The sequence below is a fragment of the Streptomyces sp. NPDC043746 genome, from assembly GCF_056436485.1.
On record NZ_JBWKCM010000010.1, the window covers coordinates 100,703 to 113,886 of the forward strand.

The following is a 13,184-nucleotide window of genomic DNA, read 5'->3' on the forward strand; positions in this document are numbered from 1 at the left end:
CGGAGGCAGCCCCCCCCTCCCCCCCCTCTGCCCCCTCCCCGGGCCCAACCCCCCCCCCCCCCCCCCCCCCAGCCCCCCAACCCCCCCACCCCCCCCCCCCCCCCCCCCCCCCCCCCCCCCCCCCCCCCCCCCCCCCCCCCTTGTGCTGCCACCGCCCCGTGGCCGGTCGCGTCACCAGGCAGACGTGGACGAGGCGGACTTCTCCGAGGGCAGCAGAGCCCACAGCGCCAGATAGATCAGGAACTGCGGGCCGGGCAGCAGGCAGGAGACGACGAAGATGACGCGCATGGTGCCGGCCGAGGTGCCGAAGCGCCGTGCCAGCCCCGCGCACACCCCGCCGATCATGCGTCCTTCGGTGGGGCGGACCAGTGCGGCCATGGTGGGCTCCTTCGCGAGACGTGAACCGTGGGGCCTGTCTGACGACTCCCGTCCGCCGCCCTCCGGGCAACGGCGGGAACCGGCGGACAGACGCTGGCGGCGGCAGCGGCTCTGTTCTGCCCCCGATGTATCCATCATGCGTCCGCGAAGGGGGACAAAGCATCGCTCTACGGGGCGATGCCGACCCTGGAAATCGTCGGGGTCGAGCCCCCAGGGGCCTCATCCCGCAGGCGGGTCTCCTGCCGGTACCGGGGAAGGTCCCGTACGCCCGGCACTCCCCGGCGGCGCAGCCGCGCCCGGCAGACCGGCACGACCAGCAGGTGCGCCACCACCACCCCCGTGGTGTTCAGCAGCACCGAGTCGATGTCGACCACCTGCCCCGCCACCCCGGTCTGGCCCAGCTCGATGGCGAGCGAGATCAGCGCCCCGGCCGCCACCGTCCGCAGCAGCGACACCCACGGCGAGACGAAGACCCGCCCCCCGGCCATCGGCAGCAGCACCCCGAGCGGGGCCAGCAGGAGAAGCGCCCCGCCGATCCGGCGCACGGCCTCGGCGGGCCCCAGCGCGAGGTCGGCCCTGATCGAGGCGAGCGGCTCGAAGTTGGCGGCGGCGGTCCAGGGCACGTCCAGCGGGCGCAGCGTCAGCCACCCGACGAACAGCAGATGCGCGAGGAGGAGAGTGACACCCGCCGCGCGGAAGTGGATGACGGCCTGACCGTCCGAACCTTGACGCACGCCCACCAAGACGCCGCGGCCGGGCGGATCGGTTCCGTGACATCGGCCCCGTTGGCCTCGCGGCGGCCTTCGTCGGGCTTCAGTCGCGTCCCAGCACGTCCGGTGTGGTCACGTCCTGCGGCCGGGACTTCGTCTGCGAGGTGCAGAGGTAGCCGCGCGGCGGGTACGTCCCCGGGCCGCCCAGCACCACCGAGCCGTCCGTCACGAGCGCCTTGTTCTCCGCGTACGTGCACACCAGCTGCGCCAGCGCCTCCGCCGACAGGTCCTCGGGCTGGCTGCTCAGCCGCAGGGTGCCCGCCGGGTCACCCGTCCGGGGTTTCTCGACCCGCAGCCCGGCCGGGACCGCCGTGGAGAACCCGGCCCGCCGCTCGGTCTCGGGTGGTGCCTGCTGCACCTGGTCCAGCAGGGCACGGGCGGCCACCAGCGGGTCCGGGTCGCCGGCCGGGCCGCCGGGCACCGGCCGCTCCACGGTCACCAACTGCGAGGCGCACACCAGGTACACGGGGGCCGCCACACTGTCCGGCGACCGGGTCGTGACGTCGGCGGAGGGCAGCTTGCACGGCACCCGGGAGGGTGCGGCCCCGGCGTCCACCGGCACGGACGTGGTCCGGATCCCGCACCCCGAGGCCAGGGCGAAGGCCGCCAGGACGGCGGCGAGCCCGGCGACCGTACGCCGTACGCCGTGCACCCGACGCGCCTCGGCCCCACCCACCACCGCCGGGTCGGGCCCCCGCACGCCGGACCGGTCGAGCCCACGCACCCCCGGCGCGCGCCTCGGCCGCCGGGACGAATCCGCCGCCGTCGGCCGGACCGCACCCGTCATGACACCCCACCGTCCCCGTTCTTGCCTTCAGGACCCCGGGCGTTCCCGGAATCGCCGGGGCCCCCGTCGTCCTCGCTCCGCCGCCCGTCGGACTCCTTGTCCGCCGCGCCCTGCGTGCCGCCTCCGCCGCCCGTCAGTTTCGAGGCATCGCGCGGGAGACGCAGGACGAAGACCGCCCCGCCCTCCGGGGAGTTGGCGGCCGTGATGTCTCCGCCGTGGATATGCGCGTTCTCCACGGCGATGGAGAGGCCCAGTCCGCTGCCCTCCGAACGCGGCCGGGAGGCGCTCGCCTTGTAGAAGCGGTCGAAGACATGCGGCAGCACCTCCTCCGGAATGCCCGGACCGTGGTCCCGTACCTCGATGACCAGTTCCTCGCCCTCGGTCCGCACCTTCACGTTCACCGGCGAACCGCCGTGCTTGAGGGCGTTGCCGATCAGATTGGCCAGGATCACGTCCAGGCGGCGCGGGTCGAGCCGGACCATCATGCCGCGCTCCGCGTCCAGGTCCACCGCGTCCAGCCAGGCCCGCGCGTCGATACACGCGGTGACCTGGTCGGCCACGTCCACGTCGTCCAGGACCAGACGCGCGGTGCCCGCGTCGAAGCGGGTCACCTCCATCAGGTTCTCCACGAGGTCGTTCAGCCGCCGGGTCTCGCTCACCACGAGGTGCACGGCGGGGGCGATCATCGGGTCGAGGCTGTCCGCCTCCTCCTCCAGCACCTCGGCCACCGCCGTGATCGCGGTCAGCGGGGTGCGCAGCTCGTGGGACATGTCCGCGACGAACCGTCGGCTGGACTCCTCCCGCGCGCTCATGTCCGCGACCCGCTTCTCCAGCGAGCTGGCCGTCCTGTTGAACGTGCGGGAGAGATCGGCGAGTTCGTCCGTACCGGAGACCGTGAGCCGGGTGTCGAGCTTGCCCTCGCCCAGCTTGCGGGCCGCGTCACCGAGCCGCTGCACCGGCCGCAGCACGGTCGTCGCCGCGGCTTGGGCCAGCAGCGCCGAGCCGATCAGGGCCAGGGCGGTGGCGATCCCCAGCGACCAGGCCAGCGAGTTGAGGTCCTGCCGCTCCTGGTCGAGGGACTTGAGCATGTACCCGGTCGGGCCGCCGCCGATGATCCGCGTACCGGCGACGAGGTAAGGGGTGCCCGAGATGCTCGTACGCTGCCAGAACAGGTGGTACTCGTGCTCGTTGTTCGCGGTCAGCGGCTGCTTGCGGGCCACCTGCTTCTGGAGCGAGTCCGGTACGTGGGCCCGGGTGAAGGTGTCCAGGTCGGAGTAGCCGACGATCGGCTTGCCCCGCTCGCGCTCGTCCTCCAGCAGCACGCTGTAGCCGGGCCCGCCGGACGCCATCTGCCCGGCGGCCCGCTGGAGGTCGTCCTTGGTCGGCCGCACCGGCAGCGAGGCCGCCGTGTCCTGCATCTGCCGTCGGAAGTCGTCGAGCGCGGTGTCCTGTGTCCGGGTCAGCACGGCCTCGCGGTTGAGCCAGTACGCGATACCCGAGGCGGAGACCGCCGCCGTCAGCGCCACCAGGGCGAAGACCACGACGAGCCGCAGCCGCAGACTGGTCCACCGGAGCCCCGCCCGGATGGACCGCCTGGTCCTCTCCGTCACTGAGGCGAGTCCAGCCGGTAGCCCACGCCCCGTACCGTACGGATCAGGGTCGGGGAGGACGGCACGTCCTCCACCTTCGCGCGCAGCCGCTGCACACAGGCGTCCACCAGCCGCGAGTCGCCCAGGTAGTCGTGCTCCCACACCAGCCGCAGCAGCTGCTGCCGGGAGAGGGCCTGGCCGGGCCGACGGCTCAGCTCCAGCAGGAGCCGCAGCTCGGTCGGCGTGAGCTGGAGATCCTCCCCGCCCTTGGTCACGGTCATGGCGGACCGGTCGATGACCACGTTGCCGAAGGTCGCGGAGTCGGTCGACTCCCGCTCACCGCGGCGCAGCACCGCCCGGATCCGGGCGTCCAGCACCCGGCCCTGGACGGGTTTGACCACATAGTCGTCCGCGCCGGACTCCAGTCCCACCACGACGTCGATGTCGTCGCTGCGCGCGGTCAGCAGAATGATCGGCAGCTGGTCGGTGCGGCGGATCCGCCGGCACACCTCGAAACCGTCGATCCCGGGCAGCATCACATCCAGCACGACCAGGTCCGGGCGCTGCTCGCGCAGCAGCTCCAGGCCGTCCTCTCCCGTCGCCGCGGTGGCCACACGGTGGCCCTGGCGTGACAGCGAGAGTTCGAGGGCCGTGCGGATGGCGTCGTCGTCCTCGATCAGCAACAGGAAAGGCACGAGCGTCATTCTGGCCCATGGGGGCGCTTCAGTTCGACCTGTGGCCCCGCACAGCTGCCCGATACGGCCGCCACCGCCCCTGTGACAGGCCTGTGACAGTCGGCGGACAGCGCCATGAAACTGCCCCGGCAAGCTCTTGGGCAGCGGGGAAGAGCAGCACGCATCACCCAGACGGACTCCAACGATCTCCACCGATAGGGGGCGCGAGATGAACGCACTGCACAGCGGCACCGGCTCAAGCGCAGTTGTCACGCGTCTCCACGACATCGGCCGGAGCACCGAGAAGTCCGGCGGCACGGGGGGTACCTCCCTGCTGGAGCGCAGCCGGGAGCTCGGGGGAGTGCGGGGGCGTGTTCGGGGCGCCGGGCGTCAGCACCCGTCGTCGCCGTCGGCCGCGGAGCAGTCGCGCAAGCCGTACATGACGGTGGTGGACGCACCCACGGGGGACGCGGGGGCAGCGGGGGGCAACGGGGGAAGCGCGTACGGGGAGGTCACGGGGGACCGCGCCCGGACGGAGAGCGGGGACGCCGAAGCGGCGTTCACGGCCTACGTCCAGGAGCGGCGGGCCTCCCTGTACGCCACCGCCTACCACCTGACCGGCGACCGGTTCGAGGCCGAGGACCTGCTGCAGAGCGCCCTCTTCTCGACGTACCGGGCGTGGGACAGGATCAGCGACAAGGCGGCCGTCGGCGGCTATCTGCGCCGCACCATGACCAACCTGCACATCAGCGCCTGGCGCAGGCGCAAGCTGAACGAATACCCGACCGAGGAGCTGCCGGAGACGGTGGGTGACACGGACGCGATGCGCGGTACGGAGCTGCGCGCGGTGCTCTGGCAGGCGCTCGCCCGGCTGCCCGAGCTCCAGCGCACGATGCTGGTCCTGCGGTACTACGAGGGCCGCACCGACCCGGAGATCGCGTCGATCCTCGACATCAGTGTCGGCACGGTGAAGTCGAGCATCTGGCGGTCCCTCCGCCGGCTGCGCGAGGACGAGGTCCTCAGCTTCGGCCGTGACGAGCAGGAGTCCTTCGGCGAGCTGGTGGCCTGAGGCTACGGGGGAACGGCCGCTGCTTCGGGGGAGGCAGGGGCTACGGGGGAGAAGCGGGGAACCCACGGGGGAGATGTGGGGGAACCACGGGGGAACAGTGAAAACGGGATCCGAGGGGGTCCGGGGGAAACACGGGGGAACGGCCGGTCGCTTCGGGGGAGGCGCAGGCCACAGGGGGAATCAGAGCGGGGTCGTACGGGCCGGGGGGTCCTGTACGGCCCCGTTCGCCATGCGGGCCTGGCGGAAAAAGCGCTTGTTAGGGTGACCGGATCACGATCCGGCGCAGACGTTCGAGATGACTTATGGGGGCCGAGTTGAGCAGTCAGACAGCCGACGGGACGACGGCATCCGCAGAGGGAGCCGAGCCGGTCTCGATGCAGCTCAACGAGGTCCCGTCCGAATCCTCCCCACCGCCCGTGTACGGCCCCTACGCCCCCGGCCAGGGCCCGAACGGCCCGACCCAGGGCCCCTACGCCCCCGGCTACGGCCCGCCGTTCGCCCCTGGAGCCCCCTCCCTCGCCTCCACCCCGGCGCAGAAGAAGGCCGCGGCCGAGGCCATCCGTACGCGGATCAGGCCCGGGACCAAGAAGGACGGCGAGCACGCGGACGAGGAGACCTCGGCGGCGGTCAAGGCGTTCGGTGCCAAGGACGGCGACGGCTGGGTCACCTCACGCGCGCTGAAGAACGCGCACAAGACCTGGGGCGAGCAGGTGCAGGCCATGCTGAAGCGGCTGGAGGCGGACGAGAACGCGCTGAGCGGCGCCCGGCTGCACCTCGGTGGAGCCGAACTGATCACCCGGCAGCAGTTCCGTGCCATCTCGCCGCTGGACGGCTACTGAGGGCTGTCGAGGGCTGCGGCCCAGCGCGTTCACCAGGCACTGCGGACAACGGGGACAAGGGCATGCCCACCTATCACGAGATCATGACGACGGACCTCTCCGCTCTCACCACGGCCGCGGCCAAGTGGACGGGGATGGCAGGCGAGTTCAACAAGCGCGCGAAGGAGTACGAGAAGGAGGTCCAGGGCATCACTCTGGAGCGCACCTGGATCGGCCAGAGCGCGGACGCCGCCAACGCCCGGTTCCGCGTCACGCTCAACGAGTACAAGAACGCCCAGGCCGAAGCGAAGGCGATAGCCTCGCTGCTCCGGGACGCGCACACGCAGTTCACGGAGCTGAAGAAGAACCTCCAGACAGCGCGGGCCGACGCCCTGAAGGCCGACATGAAGGTCTCGGACAGCGGCAGGGTCACCTTCGACACCTCGACTCTGAGCGAGGGCTCGCGGAACGCGTACCACCACGACCCGGACTACCAGAAGTCGGTGCGGGACGCGGTCGCCTCGTGGCAGCGGCGGATCGACCGGCTGGTCGCCCAGATCACGGACGCGGACGCCGGTGTGGAGATCGCGCTCAAGGCGGTCGTGAAGGACACCGACGCCACGGACGGCACGACGAACGGTTTCAACGGCAAGCCCCTCGGTGACATCGAGGAGTACGAGCTGCGCAACACCGAGGAGATCGCCAAGCGGCTCCTCGACGGCAAGAAGGTCTCCGACGCCGACCTCGCCGAGATGGAACGGGCGATGCGGGACCAGGCCGGCGACAAGACCTTCGCCAAGTCCCTGCTGAACCGGCTGGGCCCCGAGGGCATCGTCAAACTGAGCGACGTCATGTCCGACCGGGAACGGGAGGGCGGTTCCTCCGCGAACCAGTACACCAAGCTGCTCGGCGGCCTCGCCAACACCGTGGCCACGGCCACCCACGTCCCCGGTTCGATGGTCGACGCGGGCCCCGGCTCCGCGAAGTACGAGGCCTGGCTGAAGAGCCCCGACGGCGCGTTCTACAAGAAGTTCACCGAGGGCCTCAAGGAGGCCGGGGCCAAGAACTTCGACTCGAAGACCAACCCGATGTACGGCTACCGCCCGTTCGTCGAGATGATGACCCGCGCCGACGTGCCGTTCGACGACCAGTTCCTCAACCAGCTCGGCCACGACATGATCGCCGCCGAGAAGGACAACCGGACCATCTTCGAGCAGTGGGGCGGCAACCACCGCGAGGGCCGCGCCGACGCGCTCGACAGCCTGCTCGGCGTGATGAGCAAGAACCCCGACGCCGCCACCGCCTTCTTCGACCCGAAGCTGGAGCACGGCCAGGCGCACCTGGACTACCTGGTGGGCAACGGGGACGACGCGCGGGAGTGGCCGAAGCAGCACATCGTGGCCGGCCGCACGGTCATCACCAACGACGACCCGCTCAGCCGCCACGGCCTGGGGCTCGCGCTGGAGGCCGGGGCGACCGGGCACGAACCGGGCACGCCGCTGGGCAGGCCGGGACCCCATGGCGAGGGTCAGGCCCGCGTCATGCAGGGCATCATCGCGACGCTGGACAAGGGCGCCGAGGGCGACAGCATCCCGGAGGCGCTGAAGGCCCCGCTCGGCCGGGCACTGAACGACTACACGCAGGACACCCACGCCATCCTCGGCGGCTACGCCCCGAACAGCCCGGTCGGCCAGGACGACGTCTCCGGTTCCGGGGACAACGCCTCCATCACCAACAGCAAGGAGAGCCTGCTGCGGGTGATGCGCGGAGTCTCCGACGGGGTGGCCGGCGAGAACGAGAAGGGCGAGCCCATCCGCGTCTTCGACACTCTCTACGAGAGCCAGCGCGGCTACGCGGCCGAGTACCTGGACACCGGCCGTCAGGTGCCCCAGTCCGCCCTGACCGAGAACGTCACCAGCTGGGACAACCGGGCACGCCATGTGGGCGAGGCCCTCGGCGGCATGAACGCCATCGGCACGGACATGATCCTCGACGTCCGCGACGCCGAGGTCGGCAAGATCAACGATCAGGCGCGGTACGCGTACCACGGCGTCGGGGCACTGGCCAACACGATCCCCACGTTCGGCGATGTCGCGCAGCGTGCCGTGGACGCCGCCACCTACGAGTGGTCCAAGGACGTCATCACCGAGAAGGAGAACGTCGCACGCGCCGACGTCAGCCGCGAGACGGCGGGCGGCATCGCGGGCACCAACAACCTCATCGACGGCTGGTCCGACACCCGCGACGCCAAGGGCTCCGACGCTGCCGAGAACGCCAAGGGCGAGGCCAAGCAGAGCTACATCACCGGCCGTGAAGAGGCGTATTCGGCCCTGCGGACCAGGAAGTGAGCACGTGAGCACAGCAGGAGCAGCAGGCCGTACGCGTCCGGCGTGGAAGGTCTGGGCGGTCGTGGCCGCCGTGATCGTGGTGGTCGCGGGGCTGCTGCACGCCTGGCGCAACACCAACATCCTGACGGCGGAACGGCTCTGCGGGGGGCTCGTGTCGGCGGAGCAGGCGGACGCGGTACTTCCGGGGGCCGGGCGCCTGGATGCCGAAGGGGACGGGCTGGACGACGACCTGACGGACACGACGTGCAGGATCGAGAAGTCGTCCGTCGTCCTCGGTTCCGGCGAGAGCCGGCTGACGGTTCGGCTCTGGGGCGTACGGGGCTACGATCCAATGGCGTTCGAGAGCGAGCCCTATCCGCCGGGCGCCTCGTTCTTCAGCGGCGAGGTGACCGGCGGGGTCGACGCGTACAAGGCGTGGGTCATGCTGCCCGAGAAGTGCTGGACCGACCGGCCGGTGGTCGCCGAGTTCAGCATCACCGAACCGGCCGCGGACCGCACCGCCTTCGCCGCCCTGGCCACGGACACCGTACGGACCATCGCGGCCCGGACCCGGTGCGGTGACCTGCCCGAGAAGCCCGGAGCGCTCGTGTCCCCCCGCTCCGACGCCGCCCGCCCGGTCTCCGAAGGACAGGTGTGCGGCCTGGACGGCCTGACCGTGCGAGGCCAGGTGCCCGCAGGGACGAAGGTGCTCGAAGAGGGGCAGCAGGCCCCCGCCGACCTGTGGTCCTGCAAGCTGACCCTGGACGACGAAGCGAGCGGTTTTGTCCGTGCGGACGGCTTCATGAAGTACACGGCCTCCCGCGACCCGCTGCTCATCGCCGCCATGCGGAAGTTCCCGGGAACGACCCAGGGCACGGCGCCGGGCGGCCGGGAAGCCGAAATCGTGGACAGGGGTCCCGGACGCATCCTGTCCTGCGCGGACGGCGGCGCTCTCTACCTGGCCGTGGAGTCGGGGCAGCAGTACCTGGAGGCGAGCAAGCGCCACGAGGACCTGCCGAAGCGGGACGCGTACGTCGCCCCCTTCATGAAGGCCGCAGCCAAGACCTTCGGCTGCGCGGCCCCCGCCTCCTCCTCCGCCGGCTGAGGCGGCTACTCCGGCACCGTCACCCGCCGGCACCGCCCCGCCGCCGCTGCCGCCAGTCGGCCCAGCGCCTCGTCCTTGGCGCAGGGGTACGCCCCCAGGGCCGTCTGGCGGGCCACGATGCGCCGCTCGTCCCGCATCAGGCGCCAGCCGCGCCGCAGCAGGAACGGCACCGACTTGCGGCCCTCGCGCAGGTCCCGGACCAGGCGGCGGCGGAACGTGGTGGAGGGGCGGCCGCGCAGGCAGAGCGCGTCCGCCAGCAGACCCAGCTCCTGGCAGCGCGCCACGATGTCCGCCGCGAAGATGCCCTCGGCCACGAAGAGCGGCGAGCGCTCGATGCGGAAGCCCTCGGTGCCCGTACGGGAGCTGGTGGCGATGTCGTACACCGGCACGTTCGTCCGGCCCGTGCGGCACAGCTCCGCGATGGCCGCCACCGCCGCGTCCGCGTCCCAGGACCCGGCCGAGTCCCAGTCGATGTCGGTGGAGCCGGGGACCCGGGGCAGCGTCGGGTCGTCGTACTCCTTGTAGAAGTCGTCCAGGCGCAGCACCGGGAGACCGGTGCGGGCGGCCAGGACGGACTTGCCGGAGCCGGAGGGGCCCGCGAGCAGGACGACGCGGGTCGGGGGCGGAGGGGAACTGGGACTCACAGAACAGAAGTGTGAGGCATTGACCCGCGCAGGGGACCACCCGGGCCTCTTGTTGGTATCCAGCATCACACCTCAACTACTCTGCGCGTACGCACGATTACCCGACCAGGTCGATCAGGTGGAAACATGGCACTTCACGCACGCAAGCCCGAACGGCGCGCCCTGCTGCGCGCCGGTCTGACCGTGACCGCGCTGGGAGCGGCGCTGGGGGCGGGTGCGGGCTCCGCCCAGGCCCTTCCCCAGCTGCCTCCGGTCGCGGAGATCCCCGAGCAGGGCGTCACCGCCGTGGAGGCGGTCACCGAGAGCGCCGGGCCCGCGGTGACCAGCGCGCTCGGGACCTCGCTGACCAACAGCATCCGGCCGGTCACCGAGCTCCAGCTGCACCCGCTGGCCAAGACCGGCGTGGACCCGCTGGACAACGCGGTGGGCACCCAGGTCGCCGACTTCCAGCCGGTGTCGACCGCCGTGCTCACCGACCCCCTCACCAGCGGCGGCGCGATCAGTGACCTGCCGGTGGTGGGGGCGCTCACCCAGCTCGTCACGGGCTGACGCCGGTCGCGTACGGCAGGACGCGGGACGGAGGGGCCGCCCCCCAGCGTGTGGGACGCTGTCGGTGTGGGGGCGGCCCCTCCGTGACCGGGCGCGAGCGTCAGGACGACGCGCCCGTGGCTACGTCAGTACGACGAACCCGCGGCGCCCAGCGCACCCGTCGGGTGCCAGACCGTCTTGGTCTCCAGGAACGCCGTCAGCCGGTGCGTGCCGGGCACGGCCAGCCAGTCGGTGGACGCGTTCGCGTCGTCGGCCTCGGCGGGGAGCGGGCGCAGGACCCGCTTCAGGTTGTCCGCCGCCGCGATCTCCAACTCCTTGGCCAGCTCGGCACCGGCGCCGGTGAGGTCGATCGCGTTGACGTCCTGGTGGGCGGCGAGCGGAGCCGCCAGCTCCGCCGTGGCGCCCGACAGGATGTTGACCACGCCGCCGGGAACGTCGGAGGTGGCCAGCACCTCGCCCAGCGAGAGCGCGGGCAGCGGGGCGTCCGCCGAGGCGATGACGACCGCCGTGTTGCCGGTCGCGATCACCGGGGCGATCACGGAGACCAGGCCGAGGAGCGACGACTTCTGCGGCGCCAGGACCGCTACCACGCCCGTCGGCTCGGGGGTGGAGAGGTTGAGATACGGGCCCGCGACCGGGTTGGCCCCGCCGGAGATCTGGCCGATCTTGTCGGTCCAGCCCGCGTACCAGACCCAGCGGTCGATCGCCGCGTCGACCACGGCCGCCGCCTTGGACTTCGACAGGCCTTCGGACGCGGCCACCTCGCGGACGAACTGCTCCCTGCGGCCCTCCAGCATCTCCGCGACGCGGTAGAGGACCTGGCCGCGGTTGTACGCGGTCGCGCCCGACCAGCCGCCGAACGCCTTCCGCGCGGCCACGACCGCGTCCCGGGCGTCCTTGCGGGAGGACTGCGGCGCGTTGGCCAGCCATGCGCCCTTGGAGTCGGTCACCTCGTACACCCGGCCGCTCTCGGAGCGGGGGAACTTGCCCCCGACGTACAGCTTGTAGGTCTTGAAGACGCCAAGACGGTTCTGGTCAGACATCGAGGTACGCCTCCAGGCCGTGGCGGCCGCCCTCGCGGCCGTAGCCCGACTCCTTGTAGCCGCCGAACGGCGACGTCGGGTCGAACTTGTTGAACGTGTTGGCCCAGACGACACCCGCGCGGAGCTTGTTCGCCACCGCGAGGATGCGGGAGCCCTTCTCCGTCCAGATGCCGGCCGAGAGGCCGTACTGGCTGTTGTTGGCCTTGGCGACCGCCTCGTCCGGGGTGCGGAACGAGAGCACGGAGAGGACCGGGCCGAAGATCTCGTCACGGGCGACCGTGTGGGCCTGGGTGACGTCGGTGAAGAGGGTCGGCGCGAACCAGTAGCCCGAGGACGGCAGTTCGCAGGGGGCGCTCCAGCGGGTCGCGCCCTCCGCCTCACCGGTCTCCACCAGGGCGGTGATCCGGGCGAGCTGCGCGGCGGAGTTGATCGCGCCGATGTCGGTGTTCTTGTCCAGCGGGTCGCCCAGCCGCAGCGTGGAGAGCCGGCGCTTCAGCGCGTCCAGCACCTCGTCCTGGACCGACTCCTGGACCAGCAGCCGGGAGCCCGCGCAGCAGACCTGGCCCTGGTTGAAGAAGATGCCGGTGACGATGCCCTCGACGGCCTGGTCGATCGGGGCGTCGTCGAAGACGATGTTGGCGCCCTTGCCGCCCAGCTCCAGGGTGACCTTCTTCTCCGTGCCCGCGACGGACCGCGCGATGGCCTTGCCGACGGCGGTCGAACCGGTGAAGGCGACCTTGTTCACGTCCGGGTGCGTGACGAGGGCCTCGCCCGCGTCCCCGTAACCGGTGAGGATGTTGACGACACCCTTCGGCAGCCCGGCCTGGCGGCAGATGTCCGCGAAGAACAGGGCGCTGAGCGGGGTCGTCTCGGCGGGCTTCAGCACCACCGTGTTCCCCGTGGCCAGCGCCGGGGCGATCTTCCACGCGAGCATCAGCATCGGGAAGTTCCACGGGATGACCTGCCCGGCCACGCCCAGCGGGCGCGGGTTCGACCCGTACCCCGCGTGGTCCAGCTTGTCGGCCCAGCCCGCGTAGTAGAAGAAGTGCGCGGCGACCAGCGGGAGGTCCGCGTCGCGCGTCTCCCTGATCGGCTTGCCGTTGTCCAGCGTCTCCAGGACGGCCAGCTCACGGCTGCGCTCCTGGATGATCCGGGCGATGCGGAACAGGTACTTGGCGCGCTCGGAGCCGGGCAGCGCCGACCACTTCTCGAACGCCTTGCGTGCTGCCTTCACGGCCCGGTCCACGTCCGCCGCGCCCGCCTGAGCGACCTCGGAGAGCACCTCCTCGGTGCTCGGCGAGACGGTCTTGAAGACCTTGCCGTCGGCGGCCTCGGTGAACTCACCGTCGATGAACAGCCCGTAGGACGGGGCGATGTCGACGACGGAGCGGGACTCCGGCGCCGGTGCGTACTCGAATGCGGATGCCATGG

13 protein-coding genes are annotated in these 13,184 nt (G+C 71.6%); 5 read left to right on the top strand and 8 right to left on the bottom strand.

Annotated elements, in window-relative coordinates; all coding sequences use genetic code 11:
* Positions 1-171: 171 nt before the first annotated feature.
* The 5 genes from AC0682_RS13795 to afsQ1 all read right to left on the bottom strand — a co-directional run bounded on the left by AC0682_RS13795 (position 172) and on the right by afsQ1 (position 4,219).
* A complete protein-coding gene (locus AC0682_RS13795; RefSeq protein ID WP_478532927.1) occupies positions 172-378 on the bottom strand; it encodes a PspC domain-containing protein in 207 nt (68 codons plus the stop codon).
* A 167-nt stretch (positions 379-545) separates the two neighbouring features.
* The gene (locus tag AC0682_RS13800; RefSeq protein WP_478532928.1) at positions 546-1,112 is read right to left on the bottom strand and encodes a VanZ family protein; all 567 of its coding nucleotides are present in this window, start codon (positions 1,110-1,112) and stop codon (positions 546-548) included.
* A gap of 79 nt (positions 1,113-1,191) precedes the next feature.
* Entirely contained in the window at positions 1,192-1,800 is a 609-nt protein-coding gene (locus tag AC0682_RS13805; RefSeq protein WP_478533034.1) for a hypothetical protein, read from the bottom strand.
* A 131-nt stretch (positions 1,801-1,931) separates the two neighbouring features.
* On the bottom strand, positions 1,932-3,545 hold the full coding sequence (locus AC0682_RS13810) for an ATP-binding protein (protein WP_478532930.1): 1,614 nt from the start codon (positions 3,543-3,545) through the stop codon (positions 1,932-1,934).
* Positions 3,542-4,219 (bottom strand): two-component system response regulator AfsQ1, encoded by a 678-nt coding sequence (gene afsQ1, locus AC0682_RS13815; protein WP_078533099.1) that lies wholly within the window; start codon positions 4,217-4,219, stop codon positions 3,542-3,544. The genes AC0682_RS13810 and afsQ1 overlap by 4 nt, the downstream gene beginning before the upstream one ends.
* 208 nt (positions 4,220-4,427) lie before the next feature.
* Between afsQ1 and AC0682_RS13820 the strand changes: the two genes are divergently transcribed.
* The 4 genes from AC0682_RS13820 to AC0682_RS13835 all read left to right on the top strand — a co-directional run bounded on the left by AC0682_RS13820 (position 4,428) and on the right by AC0682_RS13835 (position 9,517).
* On the top strand, positions 4,428-5,267 hold the full coding sequence (locus AC0682_RS13820; RefSeq protein ID WP_478532932.1) for a SigE family RNA polymerase sigma factor: 840 nt from the start codon (positions 4,428-4,430) through the stop codon (positions 5,265-5,267).
* Positions 5,268-5,641: 374 nt separating this feature from the next.
* Positions 5,642-6,106 (top strand): hypothetical protein, encoded by a 465-nt coding sequence (locus AC0682_RS13825; RefSeq protein WP_478533035.1) that lies wholly within the window; start codon positions 5,642-5,644, stop codon positions 6,104-6,106.
* Between the two features lie 62 nt (positions 6,107-6,168).
* Positions 6,169-8,433: a WXG100 family type VII secretion target gene (locus AC0682_RS13830; RefSeq protein WP_478532933.1), complete on the top strand. Its 2,265-nt coding sequence runs from the start codon at positions 6,169-6,171 to the stop codon at positions 8,431-8,433.
* 61 nt (positions 8,434-8,494) lie between these two features.
* A complete protein-coding gene (locus AC0682_RS13835) occupies positions 8,495-9,517 on the top strand; it encodes a hypothetical protein (RefSeq protein WP_478533037.1) in 1,023 nt (340 codons plus the stop codon).
* Between the two features lie 5 nt (positions 9,518-9,522).
* Here AC0682_RS13835 and AC0682_RS13840 read toward each other — a convergent pair whose 3' ends face one another.
* On the bottom strand, positions 9,523-10,227 hold the full coding sequence (locus AC0682_RS13840) for a uridine kinase (protein ID WP_478532934.1): 705 nt from the start codon (positions 10,225-10,227) through the stop codon (positions 9,523-9,525).
* A 60-nt stretch (positions 10,228-10,287) separates the two neighbouring features.
* Here AC0682_RS13840 and AC0682_RS13845 point away from each other — a divergent pair, with 60 nt between their 5' ends.
* On the top strand, positions 10,288-10,710 hold the full coding sequence (locus AC0682_RS13845) for a hypothetical protein (RefSeq protein WP_478532935.1): 423 nt from the start codon (positions 10,288-10,290) through the stop codon (positions 10,708-10,710).
* Between the two features lie 125 nt (positions 10,711-10,835).
* Here AC0682_RS13845 and AC0682_RS13850 read toward each other — a convergent pair whose 3' ends face one another.
* Both AC0682_RS13850 and AC0682_RS13855 read right to left on the bottom strand, forming a co-directional pair.
* Positions 10,836-11,753: an aldehyde dehydrogenase family protein gene (locus AC0682_RS13850; protein WP_478532937.1), complete on the bottom strand. Its 918-nt coding sequence runs from the start codon at positions 11,751-11,753 to the stop codon at positions 10,836-10,838.
* Positions 11,746-13,182, bottom strand: coding sequence for an aldehyde dehydrogenase family protein (locus AC0682_RS13855; RefSeq protein WP_254811831.1), 1,437 nt, complete (start codon positions 13,180-13,182; stop codon positions 11,746-11,748). The genes AC0682_RS13850 and AC0682_RS13855 overlap by 8 nt, the downstream gene beginning before the upstream one ends.
* Between the last annotated feature and the right edge of the window lie 2 nt (positions 13,183-13,184).